The 26,193-nt window shown below is 71.9% G+C and carries 33 protein-coding genes; 14 read left to right on the top strand and 19 right to left on the bottom strand.

Annotated features, from left to right (window positions below; all coding sequences use genetic code 11):
- Positions 1-4: 4 nt before the first annotated feature.
- A complete protein-coding gene (locus B0I32_RS33120) occupies positions 5-1,366 on the bottom strand; it encodes an ABC transporter substrate-binding protein (protein ID WP_106246505.1) in 1,362 nt (453 codons plus the stop codon).
- Positions 1,367-1,512: 146 nt separating this feature from the next.
- On the opposite strand from B0I32_RS33120, the gene B0I32_RS33115 reads away from it, so the two are divergent.
- A complete protein-coding gene (locus B0I32_RS33115; protein WP_106246504.1) occupies positions 1,513-2,586 on the top strand; it encodes a LacI family DNA-binding transcriptional regulator in 1,074 nt (357 codons plus the stop codon).
- 3 nt (positions 2,587-2,589) lie between these two features.
- On the opposite strand, the gene B0I32_RS33110 is transcribed toward B0I32_RS33115, so the two are convergent.
- The 7 genes from B0I32_RS33110 to B0I32_RS33085 all read right to left on the bottom strand — a co-directional run bounded on the left by B0I32_RS33110 (position 2,590) and on the right by B0I32_RS33085 (position 9,240).
- Positions 2,590-4,041, bottom strand: coding sequence for an ABC transporter ATP-binding protein (locus B0I32_RS33110; protein ID WP_106246502.1), 1,452 nt, complete (start codon positions 4,039-4,041; stop codon positions 2,590-2,592).
- Complete coding sequence (locus tag B0I32_RS33105; RefSeq protein WP_106246501.1) at positions 4,028-4,786, bottom strand: ABC transporter permease; 759 nt, start codon at positions 4,784-4,786, stop codon at positions 4,028-4,030. Before B0I32_RS33105 ends, B0I32_RS33110 begins: the two co-directional genes overlap by 14 nt.
- Entirely contained in the window at positions 4,783-5,694 is a 912-nt protein-coding gene (locus B0I32_RS33100) for an ABC transporter permease (RefSeq protein ID WP_219912124.1), read from the bottom strand. The genes B0I32_RS33105 and B0I32_RS33100 overlap by 4 nt, the downstream gene beginning before the upstream one ends.
- A complete protein-coding gene (locus B0I32_RS33095; RefSeq protein WP_106246499.1) occupies positions 5,691-7,205 on the bottom strand; it encodes an ABC transporter substrate-binding protein in 1,515 nt (504 codons plus the stop codon). Before B0I32_RS33095 ends, B0I32_RS33100 begins: the two co-directional genes overlap by 4 nt.
- A 94-nt stretch (positions 7,206-7,299) precedes the next feature.
- Positions 7,300-8,442 carry an MFS transporter gene (locus tag B0I32_RS33090; protein ID WP_106246498.1) on the bottom strand — a complete coding sequence of 381 codons (1,143 nt, stop codon included), beginning with the start codon at positions 8,440-8,442 and terminating at the stop codon, positions 7,300-7,302.
- Positions 8,439-8,618, bottom strand: coding sequence for a hypothetical protein (locus B0I32_RS56730; protein WP_146178397.1), 180 nt, complete (start codon positions 8,616-8,618; stop codon positions 8,439-8,441). Before B0I32_RS56730 ends, B0I32_RS33090 begins: the two co-directional genes overlap by 4 nt.
- A 226-nt stretch (positions 8,619-8,844) precedes the next feature.
- A complete protein-coding gene (locus B0I32_RS33085; RefSeq protein WP_106246496.1) occupies positions 8,845-9,240 on the bottom strand; it encodes an ArsR/SmtB family transcription factor in 396 nt (131 codons plus the stop codon).
- Positions 9,241-9,320: 80 nt separating this feature from the next.
- On the opposite strand from B0I32_RS33085, the gene B0I32_RS33080 reads away from it, so the two are divergent.
- From B0I32_RS33080 to B0I32_RS33045, 9 genes are all read left to right on the top strand, one after another.
- Positions 9,321-10,427, top strand: coding sequence for a flavin-containing monooxygenase (locus B0I32_RS33080; protein WP_219912123.1), 1,107 nt, complete (start codon positions 9,321-9,323; stop codon positions 10,425-10,427).
- Positions 10,428-10,539: 112 nt separating this feature from the next.
- Complete coding sequence (locus B0I32_RS58015; RefSeq protein WP_181308031.1) at positions 10,540-10,692, top strand: hypothetical protein; 153 nt, start codon at positions 10,540-10,542, stop codon at positions 10,690-10,692.
- Positions 10,693-10,718: 26 nt separating this feature from the next.
- Entirely contained in the window at positions 10,719-12,131 is a 1,413-nt protein-coding gene (locus B0I32_RS33075) for an FAD-dependent oxidoreductase (protein WP_106246494.1), read from the top strand.
- 13 nt (positions 12,132-12,144) lie between these two features.
- On the top strand, positions 12,145-12,408 hold the full coding sequence (locus tag B0I32_RS33070; protein WP_106246492.1) for a hypothetical protein: 264 nt from the start codon (positions 12,145-12,147) through the stop codon (positions 12,406-12,408).
- Positions 12,405-13,637 carry an MFS transporter gene (locus B0I32_RS33065; protein ID WP_106246491.1) on the top strand — a complete coding sequence of 411 codons (1,233 nt, stop codon included), beginning with the start codon at positions 12,405-12,407 and terminating at the stop codon, positions 13,635-13,637. The genes B0I32_RS33070 and B0I32_RS33065 overlap by 4 nt, the downstream gene beginning before the upstream one ends.
- Before the next feature lie 31 nt (positions 13,638-13,668).
- Positions 13,669-14,052: an ArsR/SmtB family transcription factor gene (locus B0I32_RS33060; RefSeq protein ID WP_106246489.1), complete on the top strand. Its 384-nt coding sequence runs from the start codon at positions 13,669-13,671 to the stop codon at positions 14,050-14,052.
- A complete protein-coding gene (locus B0I32_RS33055; RefSeq protein WP_106246488.1) occupies positions 14,049-15,107 on the top strand; it encodes an ArsO family NAD(P)H-dependent flavin-containing monooxygenase in 1,059 nt (352 codons plus the stop codon). The genes B0I32_RS33060 and B0I32_RS33055 overlap by 4 nt, the downstream gene beginning before the upstream one ends.
- Positions 15,108-15,254: 147 nt before the next feature.
- Entirely contained in the window at positions 15,255-15,509 is a 255-nt protein-coding gene (locus B0I32_RS33050; protein WP_106246486.1) for a hypothetical protein, read from the top strand.
- Positions 15,506-16,747, top strand: a complete 1,242-nt coding sequence (locus B0I32_RS33045) for a M28 family metallopeptidase (RefSeq protein ID WP_181308029.1) — start codon at positions 15,506-15,508, stop codon at positions 16,745-16,747. Before B0I32_RS33050 ends, B0I32_RS33045 begins: the two co-directional genes overlap by 4 nt.
- 80 nt (positions 16,748-16,827) lie before the next feature.
- Here the strand turns inward: B0I32_RS33045 and B0I32_RS33040 are convergent, their stop codons facing one another.
- From B0I32_RS33040 to B0I32_RS33025, 4 genes are all read right to left on the bottom strand, one after another.
- A complete protein-coding gene (locus tag B0I32_RS33040; protein ID WP_281262635.1) occupies positions 16,828-17,235 on the bottom strand; it encodes an arsenate reductase ArsC in 408 nt (135 codons plus the stop codon).
- Complete coding sequence (arsB, locus tag B0I32_RS33035) at positions 17,228-18,337, bottom strand: ACR3 family arsenite efflux transporter (protein WP_281262634.1); 1,110 nt, start codon at positions 18,335-18,337, stop codon at positions 17,228-17,230. Before arsB ends, B0I32_RS33040 begins: the two co-directional genes overlap by 8 nt.
- 11 nt (positions 18,338-18,348) lie before the next feature.
- Positions 18,349-18,651 (bottom strand): ArsR/SmtB family transcription factor, encoded by a 303-nt coding sequence (locus tag B0I32_RS33030; protein ID WP_245956183.1) that lies wholly within the window; start codon positions 18,649-18,651, stop codon positions 18,349-18,351.
- Between the two features lie 187 nt (positions 18,652-18,838).
- Positions 18,839-19,327, bottom strand: coding sequence for a DUF2306 domain-containing protein (locus tag B0I32_RS33025; protein WP_106246480.1), 489 nt, complete (start codon positions 19,325-19,327; stop codon positions 18,839-18,841).
- Positions 19,328-19,416: 89 nt separating this feature from the next.
- Here B0I32_RS33025 and B0I32_RS33020 point away from each other — a divergent pair, with 89 nt between their 5' ends.
- Together B0I32_RS33020 and B0I32_RS33015 are read left to right on the top strand one after the other, a co-directional pair.
- Positions 19,417-19,755, top strand: a complete 339-nt coding sequence (locus B0I32_RS33020; protein ID WP_106246479.1) for a PadR family transcriptional regulator — start codon at positions 19,417-19,419, stop codon at positions 19,753-19,755.
- Positions 19,737-20,315, top strand: coding sequence for a hypothetical protein (locus tag B0I32_RS33015; protein ID WP_106246477.1), 579 nt, complete (start codon positions 19,737-19,739; stop codon positions 20,313-20,315). Before B0I32_RS33020 ends, B0I32_RS33015 begins: the two co-directional genes overlap by 19 nt.
- Here the strand turns inward: B0I32_RS33015 and arsM are convergent.
- From arsM to rpmG, 5 genes are all read right to left on the bottom strand, one after another.
- Positions 20,312-21,535, bottom strand: a complete 1,224-nt coding sequence (gene arsM, locus B0I32_RS33010; protein ID WP_106246475.1) for an arsenite methyltransferase — start codon at positions 21,533-21,535, stop codon at positions 20,312-20,314. The genes B0I32_RS33015 and arsM overlap by 4 nt on opposite strands.
- 12 nt (positions 21,536-21,547) lie before the next feature.
- Complete coding sequence (locus B0I32_RS33005; protein ID WP_245956201.1) at positions 21,548-21,871, bottom strand: ArsR/SmtB family transcription factor; 324 nt, start codon at positions 21,869-21,871, stop codon at positions 21,548-21,550.
- A 362-nt stretch (positions 21,872-22,233) separates the two neighbouring features.
- Positions 22,234-22,533: a 30S ribosomal protein S14 gene (gene rpsN / locus B0I32_RS33000; RefSeq protein ID WP_106246473.1), complete on the bottom strand. Its 300-nt coding sequence runs from the start codon at positions 22,531-22,533 to the stop codon at positions 22,234-22,236.
- A complete protein-coding gene (gene rpmB, locus B0I32_RS32995) occupies positions 22,533-22,766 on the bottom strand; it encodes a 50S ribosomal protein L28 (RefSeq protein WP_106246471.1) in 234 nt (77 codons plus the stop codon). Before rpmB ends, rpsN begins: the two co-directional genes overlap by 1 nt.
- Positions 22,763-22,927, bottom strand: a complete 165-nt coding sequence (gene rpmG / locus B0I32_RS32990) for a 50S ribosomal protein L33 (protein ID WP_106246470.1) — start codon at positions 22,925-22,927, stop codon at positions 22,763-22,765. Before rpmG ends, rpmB begins: the two co-directional genes overlap by 4 nt.
- 73 nt (positions 22,928-23,000) lie before the next feature.
- Between rpmG and B0I32_RS32985 the strand changes: the two genes are divergently transcribed.
- On the top strand, positions 23,001-24,122 hold the full coding sequence (locus B0I32_RS32985; RefSeq protein WP_106246468.1) for a CobW family GTP-binding protein: 1,122 nt from the start codon (positions 23,001-23,003) through the stop codon (positions 24,120-24,122).
- A complete protein-coding gene (rpsR, locus tag B0I32_RS32980; RefSeq protein WP_106246466.1) occupies positions 24,119-24,346 on the top strand; it encodes a 30S ribosomal protein S18 in 228 nt (75 codons plus the stop codon). Before B0I32_RS32985 ends, rpsR begins: the two co-directional genes overlap by 4 nt.
- Before the next feature lie 51 nt (positions 24,347-24,397).
- Here the strand turns inward: rpsR and B0I32_RS32975 are convergent, their stop codons facing one another.
- Positions 24,398-24,922, bottom strand: a complete 525-nt coding sequence (locus tag B0I32_RS32975; protein ID WP_106246465.1) for a DoxX family membrane protein — start codon at positions 24,920-24,922, stop codon at positions 24,398-24,400.
- Positions 24,923-25,047: 125 nt separating this feature from the next.
- Positions 25,048-25,878 carry a universal stress protein gene (locus B0I32_RS32970; RefSeq protein ID WP_106246463.1) on the bottom strand — a complete coding sequence of 277 codons (831 nt, stop codon included), beginning with the start codon at positions 25,876-25,878 and terminating at the stop codon, positions 25,048-25,050.
- Positions 25,879-26,193 lie beyond the last annotated feature (315 nt).

Below are 26,193 nucleotides of genomic sequence, written 5' to 3'. Positions count from 1 at the left end.
TCGTTCAGTTCCCTTCGAGCTGGCCGGCGTAGTCGGACTGGACGGTCTTCAGCAGCCCTTGCGGCGTCTGCTTGCCGGCCACCAGCTTCTGCAGGTTGGGGGTCCAGCTCTTGGCGTAGATGGCGCCGGTGGCGTTGGCGATGAAGTCCATCGCGCCGTCGTCCTTGGCGATGTCCGCCCCGGCCGCCAGGGTGCTCGCGGTGACCTTGTCCGCGGCCACGTCCGGCATGTACGCGTCGGCCGGCCCCATCGGGCGTGACCCGCCGATCTCGACGCCGATCTCGCGGGCCCGCTTGTCGGTGGCCACCCAGTTGAGGAAGAAGGCGGCGCAGTCGGCGTTCTTGGCGTTCGCGGCGATGCCGAAGGTGAGCGGCGCCGACATGGCGGCGCGCTTGCCGCCTTGCTCGGCGGGCGGCATCAGGGTGAAGCCGACGTTGCCCGCCATCTGCTTGTCGAGGTTGCCGGACTCCCAGTCGCCGTTGAACATGAACAGGCCCTGGCCGTCGATGAAGCGGCTCATCATGGTCGCGTAGTCGACCGCGTTGACGTCCTTCTGGAAGTAACCGGCCTTGATCCACTTCTCCAGGTGCTGGGTGGCCTGGAGGTTCGCCGGGGTGTCGATGGTGGCGCCGGGCTTCTGGAAGATCCAGTCGTTGATGGGCGCGGCGGGGCCGTAGGAGGCCATGAGGTTCTGCAGCGGGAACGCCAGGCCCCCGGTGGCTCCGCCGTTGAACTGCATGATGGGCGTGAGGCCCGCCTGCTTGGCCTTGTCGAGGGCCTGGTCGAGCTCGGCCAGGGTGGCGGGCGGCTCCGACATGCCGATCTGAGCGGCGAGCTTCTTGTTGTAGAACAGGCCGGTCATGCTCATGTTGAGGCCCAGCGCGTAGAGGGAGCCCTCGCCGCGCGGGCGGCCGCCCTGGCCCAGGCGCAGCTGCTCTAGCTGGGAGGCCGGCCACTTGTCCCAGCCGAAGGCCGTCGCGTAGCCGTCGAGGTTCTTCAGCAGGTCGTCCTTGACCAGCTCGGAGACCTGGGGCAGGCGCATGAGGTCGGGCGGGTTGTCCGCCAGCACGCGGGGGGCGTTCTGCGTGATGACGGCGAACTGGTCCTCGCGGACGTTCCACGTCACGTTCGGGTGCTGCTTGGTGAACTCGGTGGTCAGCGCCTTGGGCAGCGGGAAACCGGTCTCGAAGTAGCCGCTCATCGTGATGGGCGCCGAGCCGCAGGCGGGTGCCGCCGACGCCGGGGATGTGGCGGTGGCCTGGGGTTGCGGACTGTTGCCGCCAGGTGCCGCGCAGGCGGCGGCCAGCGTCCCCAGGGCGATCACCAGCGCGGCCCCTGACCTGCCGGAGCGGACTCGACGAGCCATGTGGATCTCCTTCGCTGCTGGGGACGACCGGCGCGCGGCAGATGTCCCCACTCCGTTGCTAAATCGTGTTAGCGCCCGATAGTCTCACCACCCGCGTCGTACGATGTCAACCCCCCCGTAACGCACTCGCGACGATCGGAGATTCGGTGAGCCCACGACGGGTCACGCTGGCCGATGTGGCCAAGGCCGCGGGCGTCTCCCGCACGACCGCCTCGCTGGTGCTGTCGGGCCGCGGTCGCGAGCTGCGGATCTCCCAGGACGTCGAGCAGCGGGTGCTGAGAACCGCCGAGGAACTGCAGTACCGGCCGAACATCGTCTCCAGGGGCCTGCGTACGGGCACCACCCGCACCATCGGCTTCGTGTCCGACACCGTCGCCACCTCACGGCTGGCCGGTGACATGATCAAGGGCGCGCTGGAGGCCGCCCGGGACCGCGGCTTCATGCTGATCATCGGTGAGACCGAAGGCGACGCCGAACTCGAACGCCTCCTGCTGCAGGCCATGCACGACCGCCAGGTCGACGGGCTCATCCTGGCCTCGATGTTCACCCGCACCATCAAGGTGCCCAAGGCCGTCACGACCGCGCCCGCCGTGCTGCTCAACGCCCTGCCCAAGCAGCCCGCTCCCCTGCCCGCCATCCTGCCCGACGAGGTCGAGGCCGGCCGTCGCGCGGCCCGCGTCCTGCTCGACGCCGGTCATCGCGACGGCATCTACCTGATCGGCGTCGGCCCGCGCCTGCGCGACGTGCCCGCGGAGAGCCTCGCGGCGGTGGAACGGCTCGTCGGCATCCGTGCGGCGCTCGGCGAGGCGGGGGTCAAGGTGGCCGGCGCCCGCACCTGCCCCGACTGGCAGCCCGAGTACGGCCTCTCGGCGACGCGGGACCTGCTGCGGACGGTCCGGCCGCGCGCGCTGATCTGCTTCAACGACCGGATCGCCATGGGCGCCTACCAGGCGCTCGACGACTTCGGGCTCAAGGTGCCCGCCGATGTCTCCATCGTCTCCTTCGACGACCATCCGATCGCCTCGTGGATGCGGCCCCAGCTGACCACCGTGGCGCTGCCCCACTACGAGCTGGGCCGTAAAGCGGTGGACGTGCTGTTCGGCGAGATCGGCCGCGACCGCTCGGCCGGCGACGGGGCGGGCGAGGTGCACCGGGTTCCGATGCCCGTCCGCCACCGCGAGTCCGTCGCACCGTCGTCCGGCGCGGACGCGGGCGGCTGAACGTCAGAACGGGCGTGGCTCCTCCGCCGGGCCGACGAGCGCGCGGGTGACGGGATGGGACGGGGTGCGGAGCACCTGATCCGCCGGGCCGTGCTCGATCAGGCTGCCCTCGTGGACGACCGCGATCCGGTCGGCGATCCGCGCGGCCATGGGCAGGTCGTGGCTGATGAGGATCAGGGTCACGTCGAGCTCGGTGAGCAGGTCCAGAACCTCCGCCTCGGTGATGGGATCCAGCCCGGAGGTGATCTCGTCGCAGATCAGCACGTCCGGACGGGCGAGCAGGGCGCGGGCCAGGGCGGCGCGCTGCGACTCACCCCCGGACAGCCGGCCCGGGAGGCGCCGTGCGAGCTCGCGGCTCAGGCCGAGCGAGGCCATGGTCGCGAAGGCGTCCTCGCGCGCGGCGGGCGGGGTCGATCCGCGCAGCCGTACCGCGGTCCTGGCGACCTGTTCCACCACGGCCCGCCGGGGGTCGAACGAGGCGCGGGCGTCCTGGGGGACGTACTGCACCCGGGCCAGGTCGGCGCGGCTGCGGCGGCCGGAGGGCGGTAGCGGGCGGCCGTCCAGCCGTACGCTCCCCGAGGTCCAGGCGCGCAGCCCGGCGACGCAGCGGGCGAGCGTCGTCTTCCCGCTGCCGGAACGGCCGACGACGGCCAGCCGTTCGCCGCGGGCGACGCCGAGGCTCACCCCGCGCAGGACCTCCGTTCCGAGATCGGCGACGGTCAGAATCGGGTGCGGTTCCATGCGGGTCGCGGCCACGTGGGGTCGCGCGCCGACCAGCGCCTTGGCGTACGCACCGCGTGGCGTGTCCAGCACCGCGGGCCCGGACTCTGCGACGCGCCCGTCCTTGAGCACGACGACCTGGCCGGCCAGCTCCCGCACCAGGTCGAGGTCATGACTGAGCAGGACGACGGCGACGCCGGGTGAGACGAGCTCGGCGGCGACCTCGGCCCGGGTGATGGCGTCCTGACCGGTGGTGGGTTCGTCGGCGACGATGACGGACGGGCCGGCCAGCAGCGTGTGCGCCAGGACGAGCCGCTGCTGCTGCCCGCCTGACAACTGGTGCGGGAAGCGGCGCAGGAAGCTTCGCTCCTCGGGGAGCCGCGCCCTGCGCAGGGCGTCGGGGACGCTCGTGCCGTGCCGCGCCGCGATCTGGCGGAGCACCGTGCCGATCCGCAGCACCGGGTTGAGCACGGCGGAAGGGTGCTGCGGGATGAAGCCGACGGTCCCGGGCGCCGGCGGCCGTCCAGGGGTGACCCGGTGCCCGGCCACGGTGATCCGGCCGGTGACGCGGGCACCGGCCGGGTGCTCGCCGAGCAGCGCGAGCGCGGTGGTCGTCTTGCCGCTCCCCGAGGCGCCGACCAGGGCCAGCGTCTGGGCGGCGGGCAGGGTGAAGCTGACGTCGTCCACCAGGATCCGGCCGGGGACGGAGACCGTCAGCCGGTCAACTTCGATCATGATCCGCCTTCTCCGGCATGCGATCCAGGGTGAGGTTCAGCCCGACCGCCAGCATGACGATCAGCAGTGCGGGGGCGAGGACCGCCCACGCGTTGAGGAAGAGGCCGCCGCGGTTGCGGTCGACCATGACCGCCCAGTCGCTGCTGTCCGGCGGCACCCCGACGCCGAGGAAGCTCACGGCGGCGATGAGGTACAACGATCCGGTCAGCCGGGTGCCGGCGTCGGTGGCGAGCACGCGGGCCATGGCGGGCGCGACGAACCCGGTGGCGATCCGCCACCGGTTCTCGCCCTGCATCCGCATGGCCTCCGCGGCCGGCCGGGAGCCGATCTCCAGCGCGCAGGCGCGGACCAGGCGGGCGATGTCGGGCAGATGGACCAGCATGACGATCCAGACGAGCGCTCCGCCGGGAGCGAGCGTCGCCACCACCAGGAGCAGCAGCAGCGACGGCACCGCCATGAGGATGTCGAGCGGGCGCATCAGGACCTCGTCGACCACCCGGGGCGTCGTCGCGGCGGCCAGGCCCCACGCGACGCCCAGCAGGTAGGCGCCGCCGGTGGCGAGCACGGCCGTCAGCACCAGACCCTGTCCGCCCAGGAGCACCTGGTGCCACACGTCGCGGCCGACGAAGTCGGTGCCGAGCAGGCCCGAATCGGCGAACGGCGCACCTCGGACGAGGTCGTCGGGAACGAGCCACGGCCCCAGGAGGGCGACGGACAGGGGCACGCCGAGCAGCAGAAACCTCATGCGCGTGGGGCCAGGCGGAAGGCGGCCACGTCGGCGAGCAGGTTGACCAGGACGGTCGTGGCGGCGAACAGCAGCGCGAGTCCTTGCAGGACCGGGAGGTCCCGGTGACCGACCGCCTCGGCCAGGGTGCCGCCCAGCCCGGGGACGACGAAGACGGCCTCCACCACGATGACGCCGCCGAGCAGCCAGTCGACGGTCCTGGTCAGGTGCTGTACGGCCGGCGCGAGCGCGTTGGGCAGCGCGTGCGCGAACCAGCCGAGGCCCAGGCGCCGGGCGTGTCTCACGTACGGGGACGCCAGCACGTCGATCATCGCGGAGCGGACCAGCCGCCCGGTGGAGCAGACGGGACGGACCAGCAGCACCGTCACGGGCAGCACCAGGGCGGAGGCGGTGAGGCCGCCGAGCCCGGTCGGCGGCAGCCACGCGAGCGTCACGCCGAAGACCGTCACCAGGACGATGGCCAGCGCGAACTCCGGGACCGCGTAGAGCGCGGTGCTCGCCGCGGTCAGCGCCCGGTCGAGCCGGCTCCCTTCCCGCAGCGCGGCGGCCACCCCGAGCAGGATCGACAGCGGCACCAGCAGGAGCACGGTGAGCCCGGCCAGCACGGCGGTGGGAGCCAGCGCGTCCAGCACGATCCCGGCGACCGGGCGGCCGGAGACGAGCGAGACGCCGAGGTCGCCCCGCGTCAGGCCGGCGGCCCAGGCGGCGAAGCGCTCGGCGAAGGGGCGGTTCAGGCCCAGCTCGGCGCGGATCCGCTCGATCCGCGCCGGGTCCGGCTGGTCGCCGGCCAGCGTCACCGCGGCGTCGCCCGGCAGCGCCTCCACCATCACGAACACCAGGCAGGCGACGCCGGCGATCTGCGGGACGCCCGCGGCGAGCCGGCGGGCGGCGTAGCGGGTCAGGTTCAAGCCAGCCTCACCTTGTCGAACCGGGCCCAGTCCAGGGTGTTCGCGGGCGCCGCCCGTACGCCGCTCAGCTTCGGCGACGTCGCGACGATCCAGTCGGCGAATCCCCACACCAGCAGCCCGCCCTCGGCGTGCAGCATCCGCTGAAGCTGCAGGTAGGCGCTCTCCCGGTCCGCGGCGGCGCGCGCCGAGACGGCCGTCTCGTAGAGTGCGTCGAACTCCGGCCGCGCCCATTTCGTGGTGTTGGTCGTCGAGGTGGACAGGAGCCTCTGGGCGATGTGCGTCTCGATCGGCATGGCTCCGGAGCGGAAGCTGGCGATGGATCCCCGGGTGAGGATGTCCGCCCAGTAGGTGTCCTTGCTGCCGGTGCGGATCTCGGCCTTCAGCCCGGCGGCGCGCAACTGCTCGGCGAAGACGGTGGCGGCCTCGACGAAGCCGGCCGCGGCCGTGGACGTGGTGAGCTCGATGGGGAGTCCTTCGGCTCCCGCCTTCCTGATCAGCGCCTTGGCCCGGTCGACGTCGTGCGTGCGCTGCGGGATCTCGGAGGCGTAATGCAGGTAGCCCTTGCCGAACAGGTCGTTGCCGATCTGCCCGGCTCCGGGCATGACGGTGTCGACGAGCCGCTGCCGGTCGGTGAGCAGGAACATCGCCTCGCGCAGGTCCCTGTCGTCGAACGGGGCGCGGTCCACCTTCATGGCGAAGGCCTGCATCGCGCTGTTGGGGGCGCGGACGATCGTGACGCGGCCCTCGTGCTGCCGGGCGGTGGCGGGGGTGAGGTCGTGCGCGTACTCGACCTGCCCGCCCAGGAGCGCGTTGACCCGGGCGGACTCCTCGTTGGCGATGAGGAACTCCAGTTCCTCGATGTACGGCGCGCCCTCCCAGTAGTCCGGGTTCCGCTTGAGCAGCACGGAACGGCCCGGCTGCCAGGACACGAAGGAGAACGGACCCGAGCCGACGGGCTTGCTGAAGTCCGTGGTCCCCTCGGGGACGATGGAGGTGCCGAACGCCGCCAGCACGTTGGGCAGCTCGGCGAACGGCCGCCTGAGGCGGAACTCGACCGTGCGGTCGTCGACGGCCCGGCTGTTGGGCAGGTCGATGAGCGCGAGGCTGGACCTGGCGCGGAACGTCCTGCCCGGATCGGCGATCCTGGCGTAGCTGGCCAGGACGTCCTGGGCGCGCACCGGCCGCCCGTCGTGGAACCGCGCCTGCCGCAGGGTGATGCGCCAGACGGTGAAGTCGGCGTCCGGCTCCCACTTCTCGGCCAGGCGGGGCTGCGGCGAGACGTCCGGGCCGAGGTCGGCGAGCTTGTCGTAGAGGGCCTTGGCGCGGGCGGCCTCGTTGAACAGATTGGCCAGGTGCGGGTCCAGCACCTCGGTGGCGCCGCCGCCGGCGAACGCGGCGCGCAGCCTCCCCCCTGAGCCGCCGGAGGAGGGGGTGGCGGTGCCGCATCCGGCGAGCAGAGCGGCACCGGCGCTCAGGCCGAGGAAGCCGCGGCGGGTGGGGTGGTCGTGCATGGTGAGAGTCCTTCGCGAGCACGGGTGACAGGGGCAGGGCGAACCGTCGGGCGGTTTTCGTTCGGGGGTCGTGGGGGGTCGTGGGTGCGGGTGTTCACGCCGGTGCCGTCGTACGCCGCTCCTGGATCAGCACGAGCGTCGCGCAGGCCGGCCCGATGGCGGCGCACACCGCGGCCCCGGCCGGGCCCACCCAGCCGATCAGCGCGGTGCTCGCGGCGGCCACCATCCCGGAGACCAGGTAGAACATGCCGAAGTAGGTGCCGGTCAGGGACTCGCCGCCGAAGCGGCTGATCCGCTCGTACACGAACGGCTGCGCCATCATCACGCCGAAGGCCAGGGCCAGGACCGCCACCAGCACCGGGAGGAGCCCCGGCAGCAAGGCGGGCGCGAGGAACCCGGCGCCCATCACGGTCAGCCCCAGCGCCATCGCGCGGCCCGGGCTCGTCGCCGCCTCCAGGCGCTTGGTGATCCGGACCTGGAAGAGCAGGGTCGCCACGGTGGACACCAGGAACAGCAGCGCCACCGAGCTCGGCGTGCCGGTCGCCCGCTCGGCGGCCAGCGGCAGCACCAGGTAGAGCTGGTTCTGCAGCGCGAACATGCCGCTGAGGGCCAGGGTGAAGGCGAGGAAACGCCGGTCGGCCAGGCAGCGCCGCCAGTCGCCCAGCACCGAGGCGCCGCTGGGCGGCACGTCGCGCGCGGGCAGGACGAGTGTCTGCGCGAGGGTCAGCACCGCGAATATCGCCGCGGCGGTGAGCGCGGCGGCCCGGAAGTCCACCAGCAGCAACACGCCGCCCAGCAGCGGCCCGCACAACGCGCCCGCCTGGGCGAACACGTTGAACAGCGCGAAGGTCCCGGCCCCGCCGGGGGCATCGGCCGCGATGTACGCGCGCACGGCCGGGTTGAACAGGGCGCCGGCCAGCCCGCTGAGTACGGCGGCCGCCAGCAGCAGCGGCACCGTGACCCCGAACGCGAACAGGGCGAATCCGGCAGTGCGCAGCGCGCATCCGGCGATGATCACCCGGCGGGCCCCGAGGCGGTCGGCGGCCGAACCTCCGACGAGGAACATCCCCTGCTGGCTGAGGTTGCGCACCCCCAGGACGACACCCGTCGCCGCGACGGACAGGCCCAGGTCTTGGGTGAGGTGGCCGGCGAGGTAGGGAACCAGCAGGTAGAAGCCGGTGTTGACGCCGAACTGGTTGACCAGCAGCAGCCGCACGGCCCAGGGGAGCTCCCTCACGCCGTCCCCGCCCTCAGCGCGGGCGCACTGATCCGGGTCGCGCCGTCGTGGCGCTTTGCGTCGCGGCCCTCTGCGTCGCGGATGGAGCACGGCGGCAGCGTGCTCACCACCCGTGCCTTCTGATCACCAACGGATGACATGTCACTTCCTTCATCGGTGATGACAATGGTTATCATTTGCCATATAAGACACGCAAACGACGTCCACGGAGAGGCCGGGCGAAGAGGGATGTGCCAGTGCATCGGGTCGCGCAGAACCTGCCGCTCCCCCGGCCCGGCGGGGCGCCGTTGCGGATCTCCGCTCTCTCCGCCGAAGGACGGCCGGGTGAACACGCCGAGCCTGCTCGAGTTCGCTACGCCTTGCTCGGCGCAGGGGCCGGCCGAGCCGCCTGCGCGACGTCGGTCAGCAGCAGAACTTCAGATAATCCTGCAGGTCGCCGAGGATGCGGGCGACTCTGTCCCGGTCGCCGCGATACAGCACCTCTTTGCCGTCGCGGCGGGAGGTGACGATGCCGCCGCGGCGCAGCAGGGCGAGTTGCTGGGAGGCGGCGGACTGGCTGATGCCGGCACGCTCGGCGACCTGGTTGACCGACAACTCGGCGCCCTGGGCGAACAGCAGCATGAGCTGCTGGCGTCCCGGGTTGGCCAGGGCCTTGAGGAAGTCCTGGGCGGCCTGCGGCAGCTGCGGCGTGCATGTCGCGCCCCCTGTCGCGCCCACCGTCTCGTCCGCCGACGCATCCTTCGGCGCATCGATCGGCGCATCGATCGGCGCGGCTGAGGATGCCGTGGTCTCGGCCATGCGCGCTCCCTCCTGTCCACCGCACCCTATCCTCATACCAACTTATTGACATATTAGAAAATGACGGTACGTTCTGCGACATGCCCATCGACAGCGACAACATCGTGATCGTCGGGGCCGGGCAGTCCGGCCTGGCCGCCGCCCATGCCGCCCTGGAGCAGGGGCTGCGGCCCCTGCTGCTGGAAGCCTCCGATCGGGCCGCCGGATCCTGGCCGCGCTACTACGACAGCCTCGCCCTGTTCTCGCCCGCCCGCTACAGCAGCCTGCCCGGCCTTCCTTTCGACGGCGACCCCGAGCGTTACCCGCGCCGCGACGAAGTCGTCGCCTACCTGGAGCGGTATGCCGCCGCCCTGATCGAGCGCGGCGCCGAGCTGCGCACCGGCGCCCGCGTCGAGGCCGTCCACGCCGCCGGCGAGCCCGGCACGAGCGGCTTCCTCGTACGCCTGGCCGGCGGGCAGGAGCTGACCGCTCCTGCCGTCATCGCGGCCAGCGGCTCCTTCGGCCGCCCGCACCGGCCCGCACTGCCCGGCCTGGACGCCTTCACCGGCCCGGTGCTGCACGTCGCCGACTACCGCTCGCCGGCCTCGTTGCCCGGTGAGCGCGTCGTCGTGGTCGGGGCGGGCAACTCGGCGGTGCAGGTCGCCCACGAGCTGGCCACCGACTCGGCCACCGGGCGCCGGGTGACGCTGGCCAGCCGGGAGCCGATCCGGTTCGTGCCCCAGCGCCCGCTGGGACGTGACCTGCACTTCTGGTTCCGCCTGACCGGGTTCGACCGGCTGCCGCTGGCCCGAGCGGATAATCCGCCCGCCTCACCGGTGCTCGATGACGGCCGCTACCGCCAGGCGCTGCGCGAGGGCGGCTACGCGCGCCGGTCGATGTTCGCCCGCCTGGACGGCGATCACGCGCTCTGGCCCGACGGCGAGCGTGAGCGCGTCGATGCGGTACTGCTGGCCACCGGCTACCGGCCGAACCTGTCCTACCTCACCGGCCTAGGCGCACTGGACGATGACGGCGGCCACCCGCGCCAGCGCCGCGGCCTGTCGCTGACCCATCCCGGCCTGGGCTACCTGGGCCTGGAGTGGCAGCGCACGCCCTCCTCCAACACCCTGCGCGGCGTCGGCGCGGACGCCGCGCACGTGGTGGGGATGCTCGCCCGTCACCTGCGCGGCGCTCCCCAGCGATCCTGATGCTGCTCACACTCTCCTGTCCCGCCTCGACCACAAGCTGATTTGACTTCCGTCTAAGCAGTAGCGCATGATGACTCCTGATTAGATGAACTTCTATCCAAAGGGGTGCGTGATGCGCGCTCTGTTCACCCGCCGCCGCCCGCCCATCGACCGGTCCGGCTTCACCGTCGACAAGGCCACCTCGCGGGTGTGCGACCTCGACTGCCGCGCCGATGCCGCCATCGAGCGCGCCCGCCTCTACGCCACGTTCCCGTCCTTCCGCTAGCCCACACGCCCACTTGGAGAGCCGTCATGAGTGACAGTTGCTGCGGCACCACCACGTTCGAGATCGAGCAGTTCACCACTCCTCAGCAGACCGCCCCGGGGATGGCCGGCCTGCCGGTCGTCGTGATCGGCGCCGGGCCGGTCGGGCTGGCCGCCGCCGCCCAATTGACCGAGCGCGGCATCGACTTCCTCCTCCTGGAAGCCGGTGAGCAGGTCGCCGCGTCGATCGCGCAGTGGGGACATGTGCGGGTGTTCAGCCCGTGGAAGTACGACATCGACGCCACAGCCCGCCGCCTCCTGGAAGCCGACGGCTGGACCGCGCCCGATCCCGAATGGCTGCCGACCGGCGCCGAGCTCATCAATGACTACCTCGCCCCGCTGGCCAAGCTGTTCGGCGACCGGGTCCGCCTGGGCGCGAAGGTCACCGCGATCAGCCGCCTCGGCTACGACCGCGTGCGCACGACAGGCCGCGAGCAGGCCCCGTTCCTCATCCGCCTGGCCGACGGCACCGAACTGCGGGCGCGAGCGATCGTCGACGCCTCCGGCACCTACACCAGCCCGAACGTGCTCGGCGCCAGCGGCCTGCCCGCCCACGGCGAGGGGGAGGTATCCGTCGACCACGCGCTGCCAGACGTGCTCGGCGCCGACCGCGACCGCTACCAGGGCAAGCACACCCTGGTCGTGGGGGCCGGCCATTCGGCCGCCACCACTCTGCTCGCACTGGCCGAGCTGCCGGGTACGCCGATCACCTGGGCGATCCGCGCCGGCGACGCCACCCGTACCTACGGCGGCGGCGACGCCGACGCCCTCCCGGCCCGCGGCGCACTCGGCACCCGGCTACGGGCCCATGTCGAGTCCGGCCGCATCACGCTGCTCACCGGCTTCTTCACCCACCGCGTCAACGCCACCGGCCAGGACATCCAGGTGATCAGCCGCGACCCGTCCGGCCACGAGCAGAGCGTCACCGTGGAGCGGATCGTGAGCGCGACCGGCTACCGCCCCGCCCACTCCATCGCCGCAGAACTGCGCCTGGACCTGGACCCGGTGCTCGGCTCCACCCGCGCCCTGGCCCCGCTGATCGACCCGAACCAGCATTCCTGCGGCACCGTCCCGCCCCACGGCGTGGACGAACTCGCCCACCCGGAGCCCGGTTACTACGCGGTCGGGGTCAAGAGCTACGGCCGGGCCCCGACCTTCCTCATGGCCACCGGGTATGAGCAGGTCCGCTCCGTGGTCGCCGCGCTGGCCGGGGACTGGCAGGCGGCTCGCGACGTGCAGCTCGACCTGCCCGAGACCGGCGTGTGCTCCTCCAACCTGGTCCAGGCCCAGGAGCAGCGGGTCGGCCTGGCCACCGGCATCAGCGGCGGCCTGCTGGCGGCTCCGCTCCCGCTCACCACTGTCGGAGCTCCGGCGGAGTCCGGCGGCAGCTGCTGCGGCTGAAAGGAAGCACCCGATGTCTGACGGCTACCCCACCGCCGCCCAGAAGGAAGCGCTCCGCCTCATCTGCCGCCACGAACCGATGCCCGCCCACCGGCTGGCCGACGAACTGGTCGCCGCCCGCAAGCCCAGCACCAACCCCGGCTACGGCCCGGCGATCGCCCGGATGGCAGGAACGCTCGCCTGGCGGCTGCAGGCCCAGGGCTTCATCGCCGAAACCCTCGCGGGCGACTGGGCGACCACCGCTGAGGGCCGTGCGCTGATCGCCTGTCCAGCATGAGTTCCCCCGCCGAGACCGCCGCCCTCCAACAGCAGGGCGGCGGTCCGCCGCGTTCCGGACATGGCCGGCGGGTCGTCGCAGCGCTGGCCGTCACCCAGACCACCGGCTACGGCGTGCTCTACTACGCCTTCTCCGTCTTCCTCGTCCCGATGGCCCATGACCTGCACGCCACCAACGCCCAGGTCGCCGCCGCGCTCACCGTGTCCGTGCTGATCACCGCCGTCTGTGCCCCGCTCGCCGGGCGGTGGCTGGACGCCCACGGCGGGCGCGTCCTGATGACGCTCGGTTCGCTGCTCGGCGCCGGGGCGGTGCTGGCCTGGTCGCAGGTCACCGCACTGTGGCAGCTCTACCTGGTCTTCGCCGCCATCGGCGTCGCCTGCTCGATGGTGCTGTACGAGGCCGCGTTCGCCGTCATCATCGCCTGGTACGGCGCCGACGCGCGAGGCCGTGCGCGAGGCATCCTGGCGCTCACCATCGTCGCCGGGTTCGCCTCCTCGATCTTCATCCCGCTCACCGGCCTGCTGGTCGACGCCTACGGCTGGCGTCAGGCCCTCGTGGCCCTCGGTCTCGTCTACGGCCTGGCGGCGATCCCGCTGCACGCGCTGGTGATCCGCCGCCGCCCGGCCCACGCCCGCACACCCGAGGCCGCCGGGGAACGCGCCGACCTGGTCAGGGCCGCCGTGCGCCGCCGTCCGTTCTGGCTGCTGGTGATCGCCTTCACCGCCAGCGGCGGCGCGGTCGCCGTCATCGCCGTCGTGCTGGTCACCTACCTCATCCACCTCGGCCACACCCCGGTCCTGGCCGCGACGCTCGCCGGGCTGCTCGGCGTTCTGTCGGTCACCGGGCGACTGATCACCACCGGTCTGCAGACCCGTCTGCCCGCCGCTCTGATCGCCGCCGCGATCTATATCTTGCAAGGCGTCGCGGCGCTGCTCCTGCCGGCCCTTGGCGCGAGCGTCGCGGGCGCGATCGGCTGCGTGCTGCTCTTCGGGCTCGGCTTCGGCATCGGCTCCATCACGCTGCCGCACCTGCTCGTGCAGCGGTACGGCACCGCCGCCTACGCCACCTTGTCGGGCCGCATCGCGCTCTTCTCCGTCGCCGACAAGGCCCTGGCTCCGCTCGGTGCGGTCGCCCTGGCCCAGGCCGTCGGCTACACCTGGGTGATGAGCGCGGTGGCCGCCGTCTGCGTCACCGCCGCCTTGTCGCTGGTCGCCTACCATCGCGTATGATTTAGACGAATGTCGAATTAAGGAGCCCCGGATGACCGCCGTGACGACCCAGTGCTGCGCGCCGATCGCCCGCGCGCCCCTGTCGGAGGACGATGCGGCCGACCTCGCGGTCCTGCTCAAGGCCGTGGCCGACCCGGTACGACTGCGCCTGCTGTCGATGATCGGCTCCCACCCCGGAGGCGAGGCGTGCGTCTGCGACCTGACCGGCGTCTTCGACCTGACCGCCCCCACCATCTCCCACCACCTGAAGGTGCTGCGCACCGCCGGGCTGATCGACGGCGAACGCCGCGGCACCTGGGTTTACTACCGGATCATCCCTGAGACGGTGAGTAGGCTGGGCGCTCTGTTCACCCCGCTCGCCGCCCCGCCCGCTGCGCAGAGCGGTCCGGTGGACGTGGAACTCCTCACCGTATGACCGACGCGGCCCACCCGGCCGATGTCGTGGTCATCGGCGCCGGACAGGCCGGGCTGGCGGCCGGCTACTACCTACGGCGGGCAAGCGTCGACTTCGTCATCCTGGACGCCCAGCAGGCATCCGGCGGCGCCTGGCAGCATGCCTGGCCGTCCCTGCGGCTCTTCTCCCCCGCGCAGTACAGCTCCCTGCCCGGCCGGATGATGCCGGTCCCGGCCGACGGCGGCCATCCGGACGCCGCCCACGTCGTCGCCTATCTCGCCGACTACGAGCAGCGTTACCGGCTGCCGGTCGTCCGCCCCGCCACCGTCCGGGCCGTGCGGCGCGCCGGACCACGCCTGGCCGTGGACAGCAGCGCCGGCACCTGGCACGCCCGGATCGTGGTCAGCGCCACGGGCACCTGGTGGCGTCCCTACGTCCCGCACTGTCCCGGCATCGGTGACTTTCGGGGCGAGCAGTTGCACACCGCCGGTTACCGCGGTTCCGGGGACTTCCGCGATCGCCGGGTGCTGGTGGTGGGCGGGGGCAACTCCGCCGCGCAGATCCTCGCCGAGCTCTCCCAGGTCGCCCAGACCACCTGGGCGACGCTGCGCCCGCCCCGGCTGCTGCCCGACGAGATCGACGGCCGCGCCCTGTTCGACCTGGCCACCCGCCGCCACCAGGCCGCCCAGGCCGGACAGAACGCCGAAGGCATCGGCGACCTGGGCGACATCGTCGCCGTCGCGTCCGTGCGCGAGGCCCGCGACCGGGGCGCGCTCAAATCCGAGCCCATGTTCTCCCGCATCACCCCCGACGGGGTGGCGTGGGCCGACGGCAGCACGGCGGCATTCGACGTGATCGTGTGGTGCACCGGCTTCCGGCCCGCACTTTCTCACCTGGCCCCGCTACGGCTGCGCGGGCCCGGCGGCACGATCCCCACCGACGGCACCCGCGCCCTGGCCGAACCACGCCTGCACCTGCTCGGCTACGGCGACTGGACCGGCCCCGCCTCGGCCACCCTCATCGGCGCCGGCCGCACCGCCCGGAAGCTGGCCGCGGAGGTCATCGCCCAGCTTTAGGCGCACGCACTCCGGTGTATTCACACCATTGATTCGACCTTCGTCTATCTTGACGAACATCTAAGCAGCGTGAGATCGTGGAGCCTGATTCGACATACATCTAAGTGTTGACGGCCTCGACCTCGCACCGGCGGAAGGGCAACCACCATGACGACGAACCAGACCAGCGGCGGCTTCATCGGCGACCTGACGGAGGCCTTCGCGCCACCCGCCGCCGGTGGCTGCTGCGGAGCTCCTGCCTCCTCCCTGGCCAGTGACACGGCCCAGCAGGCAGATGCAGCCGCCACCGCCTGCTGCGGCAGCACGTCCGCCGCGCACCAGGCCGCCCAGGCCGGCTGCTGCGGTCAGGCCCCAGCCGCCGCCCCGGCCGCCGAGGCAGCTTCCACCGGCTGCTGCGGATGACCTCCACCACGCCGGACATCCCTCAGGCGCCCGATCTGGCCGCCGTCGTGGAGCGGGTGTCGGCGGCGCGGATGCTGGCCACGGTGCACGAGCTGGCCCGCGACCACTACGCGGGGCGGCGTGTGGGCACGCCCGGAGGCCGCGCCGCCGCCGCATGGCTCGCCGAGCGGCTACGCGAGCTGGGCGCCGAGGTCGAAGTCGACTCCTTCCCCGTCGCGGACGTGCGAGAGCTGTATGCGACCCCGGTGCTCGAGTGGAACGCGGGCGGCCAGGCGCTGCGCCTGAAGCACCGCCGAGACTTCGTCGAGCACCTCGCCTCGGCTGAGTTGCCGCACCGGCACACCGCGCCGCTGGCCGCCGCCTCCGAGGCCGACCTGCGCGGCCGATGGGTGCTGGCCGAGGCCGGAGACTGGGCGCAGGCGTGTGAACGAGCCGAGGCCCACGGCGCGGCCGGAGTACTGACCGCGCGCGGCACCGACGCCGAGGGGTGGATGCCCAAGATGATCGCCGGACCGGCCACCCGCGCCGTCCCGATCATCGCCCTGCGCACCGGCCAGCACGCCCGCCTGACCGACGCCCTGGCCATCGGCCCGGTGCAGGTCACCGGGTCGATGCCGCTGCGGCAGATCTCCACTGAGGGCCGCAACGTCCACGCTCGCTTCCCCGCCTCCTCCCGCGTCAGGGGTGCGGGGACGGGGCCGCGGGTACTGCTGGCCGCGCACTACGACGGCGTCGGCGACGACCCCGGCATGCGGCTGCCCGCAGCCGCCGACAACGCCTCTGGCGTGGCCGCCGTCCTGGAGGCTGCCCGCGTCCTGACAGCAGACCGGGTCACCCGGGCCGACCTGTCGGTGGCCTTCCTGGACGCCGAGGAGAGCGGGGCATGGGGCTCGGCCCACCACGCGCCCGCTGTGCCGTCCGACACGTTGGTGCTCAACCTCGACGGCGCCGCGCAGCTGCACCAGGCTGCCTCCGTCGAGGCCGGCGGACCTGCTCACGCCCTGCTGGCCACGCTCGACCAGGCCGCCCGCCTGGTCGGCGTGCCGCTGCGGGCCGGCGCGATGGCCTCCGACAATCGCCGCTACGCCGCTGCCGGTCTGGCCGCGGTCGGTATCGGCATGGGCATGCCGGGCTACCAGACCCCTGCCGAAACCCCCGACCGCGTCCAGCCGGACACTCTGGTGGCGGCGGCTCGCCTGGTGGTGGCCACCACGTGGCTGCTGTCCATGGAAAGGTAGCGCGCTGGCCGTCCGTGCCACTTGTCCCCGGAGGAGTAGTGACGCTTGTGGTCGAGGTCAAGCATCCGGCCCTCAACCCATCACAAGCTGCTGAGCAACTGCTCCACCCGCTGCCGGAGGTCGTCGCGAATGATCCTGACACTCTCGATGCCCTGCCCGGCGGGGTCGTCGAGCTTCCAGTCCTCATACCGCTTGCCGGGGAAGATCGGGCAGGCGTCGCCGCAGCCCATGGTGATGACCACGTCGGAGGCTTGGACTGCGTCGACGGACAGGACCTTGGGCTGAGCGGCGGTGATGTCGATACCGACCTCGGCCATGGCCTCGACGGCGACCGGGTTGACCTGGTCGGCGGGCGCTGACCCTGCGGAGCGGATTTCGACCCGGTCGCCTGCCAGGTGGGTGAGCCAGCCGGCGGCCATCTGGGAGCGTCCGGCGTTGTGCACGCACACGAACAGGACGCTCGGCTTGGCGGGGACGGTCTCAGGCACGGGTGGGCTCCTTGGCGGTGAACAGGCGGCGGCCGGCCAGGCTGACGTAGACCAGGGCGACCAGAACGGGGACCTCGATGAGCGGGCCGACCACGCCGGCCAGGGCCTGGCCGGAGGTGACGCCGAAGACACCGACCGCCACGGCGATGGCCAGCTCGAAGTTGTTGCCGGCGGCGGTGAAGGCCAGCGTGGTGGAGCGCTCGTAGCCCAGGCCGATCACCTTGCCGGCCAGGAACGACCCGCCCCACATGAGAGCGAAGTAGGCCAGCAACGGCAGCGCGATCCGGGCGACATCGCCGGGCCGGGAGGTGATCGTGCCGCCCTGCAGGGCGAACAGGATGACGATGGTGAACAGCAGCCCGTACAGGGCCAGCGGGCCGACGCGGGGCAGGAACCGGCTTTCGTACCAGTCTCGGCCGCGGGCGCGTTCGCCGAGCTTGCGGGACAGGTATCCGGCGGCCAGCGGGATGCCGAGGAAGATGAGCACGTACTGGGCGATGTCCCAGGTCGAGACCTCCAGCGCGGCCTGGGACAGGCCGAGCCATCCGGGCAGCACCTGCAGGTAGAACCAGCCCAGCGCGCCGAACGCGATCACCTGGAAGACCGAGTTGAGCGCCACCAGGACGGCGGCGCTCTCGCGGTCGCCGCAGGCCAGGTCGTTCCAGATGAGCACCATGGCGATGCACCGGGCGAGCCCGACGATGATCAGGCCGGTGCGGTACTCGGGCAGGTCGGGCAGGAAGATCCAGGCGAGCGCGAACATGACGGCCGGGCCGAGCACCCAGTTCAGCAGCAGGGAGGAGAGCAGCAGGCGGCGGTCGCCGGTGACGGCGCCCAGCCGGTCGTAGCGGACCTTGGCCAGCACCGGATACATCATCAGCAGAAGGCCGAGGGCGATCGGCAGCGAGATCTCGCCGACCTTCACCGCTTCCAGCGCGGTGTTCAGACCCGGTACCAGCCGTCCGAGCAGCAGCCCGGCGGCCATGGCCGCGATGATCCACACCGGCAGGAACCGGTCGAGCGTGGACAGGCCGGCGATGACGCCGCGCGCGGGCTGGGCGGCCGCCGAGGCCGATGAAGCCGGGGATGTGGAAGAGGTCATCGCGCTACCTCTCAGACGGTCACGGGCACGTCGAGCAGGGCCGACAGCTCACCGAGCGTCTCGGGGACGAGGCGGTAGTACACCCAGGAGGCGCGCCGCTGCGAGGTCAGCAGGCCGACCTCCTTGAGCACCTTCAGGTGGTGGCTGATGGTCGGCTGGGACAGCTCGAACGCGCCGGTGATGTCGCACACGCACACCTCACCGCCGGCGCGACTGGCGACGATCGACAGAATGCGCAGCCGCACGGGATCGCCCAGTGCCTTGAACACCCGCGCCACCCCGGCCGCCTGCTCTGCGTCCAACGGCTGGCGCATCAGCGGCGGACTGCACTCCAAGAGCTCCAGAGGTTCCACATCTACTCCGTATAGACAGCCATCGAAATCAATGTCTCTCTATATTGACACATATCAAAGCCAGGATGGACCGGCAAGGAGGAGGGCCGGTCCAGCCTCGGGTGACAGCGCTCACCAGTGCCAAGTCGCCGCCTGTCCGCGTGACGATTCACGATGCCGGCTTCCTTGCCCTGATCGCCCGGAAGATGACCGGAAGTCCGAGCAGGGAGGGAAGCAGCCAGAATGCCCACGTCGGCAGGCGATCCCACAGCGGCAGGTGCGGGCCGTTGTCGACGTAGAAGGCGGTCAGCAGCGCCACGTAGGACACGCCCATGCAGGTGATGTGCACTCGGTCGGACAGCCGGCCGCGCCGGTCCAGATAGCCGGCGCAGCCCGCGGCGAGGGCCACGACACCGATGAAGAACAGATGAGCGTTCTCCCGCCACCGGATCGCCGACATCACGGTCATCGTGCCGAACACCACCGCCAGGCCCCAGACGTACACGCGGCCGAAGCGCCGGTGCGCGGCGCCGCCCTTGCGGGTCAGCGCCGCCACGGCACCTGAAATCACGCAGGTCAGACCGGTGGGGATGTGAACGGCCAGCGCGGTCAGATAGACCGGTCCAGCGTCAGGGATCGGGATGCCGAGGATGTCCACCGCGCACTCCCTATAGGTTGTATCACTACCTATAGGGACGCTACTCCGGCCGTTGCCGCCCGCCAAGGCCCGATATAGCGTTACTACCTATGAGGGCCGAAGCGCTGAAAGGACACCTCGACGGGCTGCTGCTGGCCGCCCTCGAAGACGGCCCGCGTCACGGCTACGCCGTCAAGGAGGCTTTGCGAGAGGCCACAGAGGGCCGCATAGACCTGCCCACCGGCACGATCTACCCGGCACTGCACCGGTTGGAGCGCGCCGGGCTCATCGCGGGCGACTGGTCGGTCGTCGGCGGCCGTCGCCGCCGCACCTATGAGCTCACCGCCGCCGGCCGTACGGTGCTCAGCAGGGAACGCACCGGCTGGCAGGAGTTCGCCACCGCGATCACCGCCGCACTGGGGACACGGTCATGGCCGGCCACGAGTTGATCGCCGCGCAACTCGCCATCCTGGCCGCCCGCCTGCCCGCCGAAGCGGTCGAAGAACTGGCCGACGGGCTGCACGAGGCCTACGCGGATCAGCTACGCCGCCATGGCGATCCCGACGTCGCCGCCCGGGCGACGATCGCCGAGTTCGGCGACGCCGACACGATCACGGCCGCGTTCGTCCGCGTCTCACCCTGGCGGCGCACCGCTCTGATGCTGCTGGCCACCGGGCCGATCATGGCCGCCCTCTGGGCCGCGACGCTCATCACCGGCCAGGCATGGGCGTGGCCGCTGCCCACACCGGTCAAAGTCCTGTACGGCGTCGCGCTGCTGACCGTCGTCGGCCTGCTCCTCGCCGCGGCCCTGCGGCCACGGGTCCACCGCCGGACGCGCCTGACCGTGATCGCAGGCGCGCTCGGGCTGATCCTGCTGGACGGACTGATGATGACCACGGCGCTGCACTTCTCGACCGGCCCGGTGTGGCCGTTGGCCGCGGCCGTACCCGCGAGCCTGATTCGCCTCCTCGCCGTGGTGCGTGCCCTTCCTCCCATGCTGGCGGCTTAGCGCGCCGGACTGCGACGTTCGATGAGGACCACGTCGCGCCAGACGCCGTGGTGGCGTCCGACACGTTCGCGCACGCCCACCTTCCGGAAGCCGAGCGCCTGGTGGAGCGCGAGGCTGGCGGCGTTCTCGGGAAAGACCCCGGACTGGATGGTCCACACCCCCGCGCCCTCGGCGGCTGCGACGAAGGCTTCCAGCAGGGCGCGGCCGATCCCATGCGACTGACAGCCAGGGTGGACGTAGATGCTGTGCTCGATCACGCCGGCATAGACGGGCCTGGGCGAAACCCGGGAGGCCGCCACCCAGCCGACCAGTTGCCCCGTCTCGGTGTCGACGGCCACATGGCGCAGGTGCTCCAGCCGGGCGGCGGTGAAGCCTTCCCAGCTGGGCACAGCGGTTTCGAAGCTGGCCTGTCCCGTGTCCAGTCCGGCCTGGTAGATGGCCAGCACCTGCTCGGCGTCGGTCTCCCGCATCGGCCGGATCTCCAAGCCCGGTCCAGCGGCAGGCTTGGCGGCCTGGACGATCGCCGAATGTACGCCGTCGCCATGGTCGGCGGTCAAGGTGATCCGCACGCCGACGAACCCAGCCGCCGCCAGCGAAGCGCGGTACTCGCCCACGGGAAGCGCCCCGGCCACGCAGCCGATCCGCTGCTCGGCAGCCAGACGACGGGCCTGATCGACGTCATCCTCGACCACGACGTCGCTGACGCCGAACCGGCCGCCCGGCCGCAGTACCCGGAACGCCTCCGACAGCACCGACGCCTTGTCACCGGACAGATTGATCACGCAGTTGGAGATGACCACGTCCACCGAACGGTCCGGCAGCGGTATCCGCTCGATCGTGCCGTGCAGGAACTCCACGTTGCGCGCGCCGGCCTGCTCGGCGTTGCGCCGGGCCAGCGCCAGCATGTCCGCGCTGGCGTCCACCCCGTACACCTTGCCGTGCGGGCCGACCCGGCGCGCCGACAGCAGCACGTCGATCCCGCCGCCCGAGCCCAGATCCAGCACCACCTCGCCGGCGCGCAGATCTGCGACCGCCAGCGGATTGCCGCAGCCCAGGCTCGCCCGCACCGCCCCCTCGGGCAGCGCCCCGAGGTCGCCGTAACCGGCCGCGCCGAAGACTCCCCGGTCGAACTCCTCCTGCCCGCAGTCGACGACCGTCCGGCCGGCCTCCGCGGCACGGGCCAGGGCGGAGTAGCGGTCGATGATCTCATCGTGCGCCATGACGGACCTCCTTCACTCGCAGGTGGGCGCGGCCGGGACGGGGTTGCCCATGACCACGTCGGCGGCGGTCGGAAAGCAGCTCACGCAGTTCTCGTTGATCCGGTACAGGCTGGAGGTGCCCTGCCGCTCGACCAGGACGAACCGCACCTCGGCCAGGATCTTCAGGTGGTGCGACACGGTGGACTGGCCCACCCCGGAGGCGTTCACGATCTCGCCCACACTCATCGGCGTACGCTGCCGGGCCAGCAGCGACACGATCTGGATGCGAGTGGCGTCGGCCAGAGCCTTGAACCAGCTCGCGTACTCCTCGGCCTCCGCGCGCGGCAAGGGCCCCATGGTCTTATTCATCGTCAATCGACGATAGTCGATCAAATGGAAAAGCGGAACCCCGGTTCTCGCTGTCACGAGAAGCCTCATGTACGTGTTGATGACCTCGCATCACCTGCATGAGCGATCATGCCGGCGCACCGGCCATGACAACGTCTCGGCGGAGTGGTGGCCGACTCCAGCACGTTGTCCGGTACGTCGCAGCGAGCCCCGCGCCGCGCACGGAGCTCGCCGGCGACCCGCAGAACGCCGCACCGAAAGTGGCCGCGCCGCGGGGCGGGTACGTCACCCTCGCCGCGGCGGCCGAGGCCTTTGGCTGCGGCGGTGCAGGGTGTTACCGCGGGACGTTTTGTGCTTGGGCACGGCCACGGCTACCAGCTCGCCTTCGTGATGCCGGGCAGTTCGCCGCGGTGCGCCATCTCCCGGAAGCGCACCCGCGACAGCCCGAACTTGGTCAGATGCCCACGAGGACGGCCGTCGACGGAGTCACGGTTGCGCACGCGGGTGGCGCTGGCGTCGCGCGGCTGGCGGGCCAGCTCGCGAGCCGCGTCCGCGCGGTCCTGGGGTGCGCCGGTGCGGATGATCTCCTTCAGCTCGGCGCGCCGCCCGGCGTACCGGGCGACGACGGCCTTGCGCCGCTCGTTGGCGGCGATCTTGCTCTTCTTCGCCATCAGATCCGCTCTCCCCTGGCGCGGATCCGCGCGACGGCCGCCTCGACGCCGATCTTGTCGACCGTCCTGATCGCGCGGGCGCTGAGCGTGAGCCGGACGAAGCGATCCTCGCTCGGCAGCCAGTAGCGGCGCTGCTGGATGTTGGGGTTCCAGCGGCGCCGGGTGCGGCGGTGGGAATGGGAGACGTTGTTGCCGAACACCGACTTGACCCCGGTGAGCTGGCAGTTCTTCATCGCTCCTCCCTGAACAGGACGTGCCGGCGGAGGGTCGGGTCGTACTTGCGCAGGGTGAGCCGGTCGGGGTCGTTGCGCCGGTTCTTGGTGGTCACGTACGTGTAGCCGGTGCCGGCCGTGGACTTGAGTCTGATCACGGGTAGCACCTCATTCCTTGCCAAAGCGGTTCCTTTCGGCGTGCGATACTGTGCCAGCATAACGACAATGATTTTCATTCCGCAATTGGGAGGCTGGATGTCCACCCCTGTCGTCCTCGTCGCCGGCTTGCACGGCGCGGCTCGTACCGCTGCCGTCGACGAGTTGCTCACGCGCTGTCCCGGCTCCGTCGCCGTCCACCACGATCTCGCCGACGTCACCCGTGGCCGCGTACGGCGCATCGTCCGCGACGGCGGCCAGGTGCTGGAGACGGCCGACGTGCGTCTCGCCCACGGCTGCGTGACCTGCACCGTCCGCGAGGACCTGCTCCCCCGGCTCGTCGTGCTGGCGCCCGGCACGCCCCTGCTGATCGTGGACCTGTGGGACTCGGTCGAGCCGCGCTCGGTCGCCGAGGCGATCGGCTGCGCCGAAGCCCAGGAGATCCTGCGGCTCACGGCCGTGCTCACCGCACTGGATGCCGGCGGCCTGCCCGACGACCTCACCCGCGGCGAGCGCCTCCGCGAGGTCGGCCGGTCCGCGGCCGCGGGCGACCAGCGCTATCTGGCCGAGGTCCTGGCCCGGCAGCTCGAGTACGCCACCGGCCTGGTCCTGCACGGCGGGGACGAGGACGACCACGAGCTGTCGCTGCGGGTGCTCACCCACCTCGCCCCGCTCACCCCGGTGCACGACGTGGCAAGCCTGCCGGCGGTCACCGGCCCGGCCCTGTGCCCGGCCGAGCTGGCCGAACGCGTGGACCCCCGCACCGCCCGCCTGCCCGCCGACGCCAGGACCGAGCAGATCGTCACGACGGTCTGGCACAGCCGCCGCCCGCTGCATCCCGGCCGCCTCTTCGAGGCCGTGGACGAGCTGGTCACCGAGTCCGTTCGCTCCCGCGGCCGCTTCTGGCTGGCCACCCGCCCCGGTCAGCTCCTCGCGTGGGACGCCGTCGCCGGAATCGTCTCGGTCGAGGACGCCGGCCCGTGGCTGGCCGCCCTGCCCGAAGCCGCCTGGGACCTCGTCTCTCCCGCCCGCCGTGCGGCGGCCGCCCTCGACTGGGACCCCGAGCACGGTGACCGGGTCCAGCACCTGGTCTTCACCGGCCCCGACCTCGACGTCATACGCCTGCACGGCCTGCTCGACTCCTGCCTGCTGGCCGAGGGCGAACACCCCGGCCACGACGACCCGTTCGCTCCCATCCTCGACCTCAAGGAGATCGCGTGAAGCCCCGCCGCGCCCCGCGCAAGAAGCCCAACCCGCTGCTCAACACCGACCGCATCGACTACAAGGACACCGCGCTGCTGCGTAAGTTCATCTCCGACCGCGGCAAGATCCGCAGTCGCCGAGTCACCGGCGTCACCGTCCAGCAGCAGCGCCGGATCGCCCGCGCCGTCAAGACCGCGCGCGAGATGGCCCTGCTCCCCTACGCCTCGCGCCCCGGCACCTGAACGACCGGCGCCCACCTCCGGCCTGCCGGAGGTGGGCGCGGTATCGCGGCACTACTTCAGCCAGGCGTTGCGCTGGACGACCGGCAGGTTGCCGAGGCCGAGCGTGGTGCCGGCTCCGGTGAGGGCGAGGCCGACGAGGACGATCGCGTAGACGATGTGGTCGTCCATGAACGGGTTGTTGGCCAGGGGCAGCTCGGCGGCCCACATGAGGACCAGCATGAGCGTGCCCGCACCGGCGGCGACGCGGATGCCGATGCCCAGGACGAGCGCCAGGCCGATGCCGAGCTGGCCGGCCATGAACAGCCAGTCCACCCACAGCTGACCCGCCAGGCCGGAGAAGAAGCCGCCGAGCGCGTTCTCGCCGGTGCCCTTGAGGAAGCCGGTCGTGGGGCTGCCGCCGTTGATCCAGGCGCGGTCGGCGGGGGTGGCGAAGCCCCAGCCGAAGGTCTTGTCCAGGAACGCCCAGAGGAAGATCCAGCCGATCGCGATCCGGGCCGCGGCCCACACGTAGTCGACCGGGCGGCGAGCTTGCGTGGCTCCGGCCTGCACGGCGGGCCTGCCGATGGTGGCGTTCATGATGGCCCCCTTTCCGAGGGGTGATGCGCCGTTTCCGAGTCAGCTCCAGCACACCGCTCACGCGGCTTCCGCTGCAGTGCCGTAGGGCCCGCGGCACCAGGACCTTCGTCCCCTGCCGCGGCCGGTCAGTGCACCACGGCGACGGGGCACGGGGCGTGGTGGACCAGGGCCTGGCTGACGGAGCCGAGGAGCAGCCCCCGCACCTCGCCCAGGCCGCGCGCCCCGACCACCAGCAGGCAGGCCTTGCGGGCCGCTTCGAGCAGCGCCCGGCGCGCGGGCTCGTCCACGAGCTCGACGCTCGCCTGAAGGTCCGGATGGGCGCCCTGCCGGGCGGTCAGCTCGTCCCAGGCGAGCCCCTGGGCCCGGATGCGCGGCTCCAGCGGGTCCGCCTCCCCGCCGTGGCGGGCGATCACGACGTGAATCGGGCTGCCCAGCCGGTACGCCTCCGTGGCGGCGAAGCTCAGCGCGGCCCTGGACGCCGGGGAGCCGTCGAAACCCACCACGACCTCGCGCGCGCCACGCTCCTGCGAGTCACCGCGCATGACGATCACCGGACAGCGGGCCCGGGAGACGACATGACCGCTCACCGAGCCGACCGCCATTCCCTGGAGGGCGCCGTGCCCGCGGCTGCCCACCACGATCAGCTCGGCGGCGGCGGACAGGTCGGTCAGGAGCACGGACGGGGAGCCGCGGTCGATCAGCGTGTTGACCGCGACGCCGGGATGGTGCCGTCCGGCCCAGGTGGCCGCGGCCTTGACCAGCCGCTGGGCGGGGCGGCGGACGAGTTCGAGCGGCACCAGCTCACCCGGCCACTCGTGGTACGGCCAGTCCCACGCGTGGCACACCGTCAGCGGCACCCCTCTGCCGGCAGCCTCCGCGGCCGCCCATCGCAGGGCTTCCCGTGCCGGCAAGGAACCGTCGTAGCCCACCACCACACCGAGCTCGTCCAGAGACATCGCCGCCTCCTAGATCCGCCTTCAGATTCCCGCAGGCGGGACCCGCCGCTCAGAGGCGTCCTCCCTGTGCTGAGGGGACTTTGGTCCTCGTCTCGTCCAGCCCGGCGCTCATCCGTGGCGACCCGATCCAGCCCTCCGGCACGCGGGGCGTGGCCCTCACACAGGGATCGTCCACCTCAGCCGCGTGCCACCCTCGTCAGGGGACTCCAGCAGGGCGGTGCCGCCCAGCCGCCCGGCCCGTTCCTCGATGTTGCGCAGCCCGCTGCGCCGGCCGCCCTCGCCCAGGCCCACGCCGTTGTCGGAGACCAGCAGGGT

Origin of the sequence: Nonomuraea fuscirosea (genome assembly GCF_003001935.1) — a bacterium.
GTDB lineage: Bacteria > Actinomycetota > Actinomycetes > Streptosporangiales > Streptosporangiaceae > Nonomuraea > Nonomuraea fuscirosea.
The sequence above is the reverse complement of the archived record's forward strand: the minus strand, read 5'-3'. Positions and strand labels throughout refer to the sequence as shown.

Bases quoted from the DNA above. Each gene is read 5' to 3' on its own strand.
- B0I32_RS33120 (WP_106246505.1), bottom strand. From the start codon at position 1,366: ATGGCTCGTCGAGTCCGCTCCGGCAGGTCAGGGGCCGCGCTGGTGATC.
- B0I32_RS33110 (WP_106246502.1), bottom strand. From the start codon at position 4,041: ATGATCGAAGTTGACCGGCTGACGGTCTCCGTCCCCGGCCGGATCCTG.
- B0I32_RS33105 (WP_106246501.1), bottom strand. From the start codon at position 4,786: ATGAGGTTTCTGCTGCTCGGCGTGCCCCTGTCCGTCGCCCTCCTGGGG.
- B0I32_RS33095 (WP_106246499.1), bottom strand. From the start codon at position 7,205: ATGCACGACCACCCCACCCGCCGCGGCTTCCTCGGCCTGAGCGCCGGT.
- B0I32_RS56730 (WP_146178397.1), bottom strand. From the start codon at position 8,618: ATGATAACCATTGTCATCACCGATGAAGGAAGTGACATGTCATCCGTT.
- B0I32_RS33085 (WP_106246496.1), bottom strand. From the start codon at position 9,240: ATGGCCGAGACCACGGCATCCTCAGCCGCGCCGATCGATGCGCCGATC.
- B0I32_RS33080 (WP_219912123.1), top strand. From the start codon at position 9,321: ATGCCCATCGACAGCGACAACATCGTGATCGTCGGGGCCGGGCAGTCC.
- B0I32_RS58015 (WP_181308031.1), top strand. From the start codon at position 10,540: ATGCGCGCTCTGTTCACCCGCCGCCGCCCGCCCATCGACCGGTCCGGC.
- B0I32_RS33075 (WP_106246494.1), top strand. From the start codon at position 10,719: ATGAGTGACAGTTGCTGCGGCACCACCACGTTCGAGATCGAGCAGTTC.
- B0I32_RS33070 (WP_106246492.1), top strand. From the start codon at position 12,145: ATGTCTGACGGCTACCCCACCGCCGCCCAGAAGGAAGCGCTCCGCCTC.
- B0I32_RS33065 (WP_106246491.1), top strand. From the start codon at position 12,405: ATGAGTTCCCCCGCCGAGACCGCCGCCCTCCAACAGCAGGGCGGCGGT.
- B0I32_RS33060 (WP_106246489.1), top strand. From the start codon at position 13,669: ATGACCGCCGTGACGACCCAGTGCTGCGCGCCGATCGCCCGCGCGCCC.
- B0I32_RS33055 (WP_106246488.1), top strand. From the start codon at position 14,049: ATGACCGACGCGGCCCACCCGGCCGATGTCGTGGTCATCGGCGCCGGA.
- B0I32_RS33050 (WP_106246486.1), top strand. From the start codon at position 15,255: ATGACGACGAACCAGACCAGCGGCGGCTTCATCGGCGACCTGACGGAG.
- B0I32_RS33045 (WP_181308029.1), top strand. From the start codon at position 15,506: ATGACCTCCACCACGCCGGACATCCCTCAGGCGCCCGATCTGGCCGCC.
- arsB (WP_281262634.1), bottom strand. From the start codon at position 18,337: ATGACCTCTTCCACATCCCCGGCTTCATCGGCCTCGGCGGCCGCCCAG.
- B0I32_RS33030 (WP_245956183.1), bottom strand. From the start codon at position 18,651: ATGCGCCAGCCGTTGGACGCAGAGCAGGCGGCCGGGGTGGCGCGGGTG.
- B0I32_RS33020 (WP_106246479.1), top strand. From the start codon at position 19,417: ATGAGGGCCGAAGCGCTGAAAGGACACCTCGACGGGCTGCTGCTGGCC.
- B0I32_RS33015 (WP_106246477.1), top strand. From the start codon at position 19,737: ATGGCCGGCCACGAGTTGATCGCCGCGCAACTCGCCATCCTGGCCGCC.
- arsM (WP_106246475.1), bottom strand. From the start codon at position 21,535: ATGGCGCACGATGAGATCATCGACCGCTACTCCGCCCTGGCCCGTGCC.
- B0I32_RS33005 (WP_245956201.1), bottom strand. From the start codon at position 21,871: ATGGGGCCCTTGCCGCGCGCGGAGGCCGAGGAGTACGCGAGCTGGTTC.
- rpsN (WP_106246473.1), bottom strand. From the start codon at position 22,533: ATGGCGAAGAAGAGCAAGATCGCCGCCAACGAGCGGCGCAAGGCCGTC.
- rpmB (WP_106246471.1), bottom strand. From the start codon at position 22,766: ATGAAGAACTGCCAGCTCACCGGGGTCAAGTCGGTGTTCGGCAACAAC.
- B0I32_RS32985 (WP_106246468.1), top strand. From the start codon at position 23,001: ATGTCCACCCCTGTCGTCCTCGTCGCCGGCTTGCACGGCGCGGCTCGT.
- B0I32_RS32975 (WP_106246465.1), bottom strand. From the start codon at position 24,922: ATGAACGCCACCATCGGCAGGCCCGCCGTGCAGGCCGGAGCCACGCAA.
- B0I32_RS32970 (WP_106246463.1), bottom strand. From the start codon at position 25,878: ATGTCTCTGGACGAGCTCGGTGTGGTGGTGGGCTACGACGGTTCCTTG.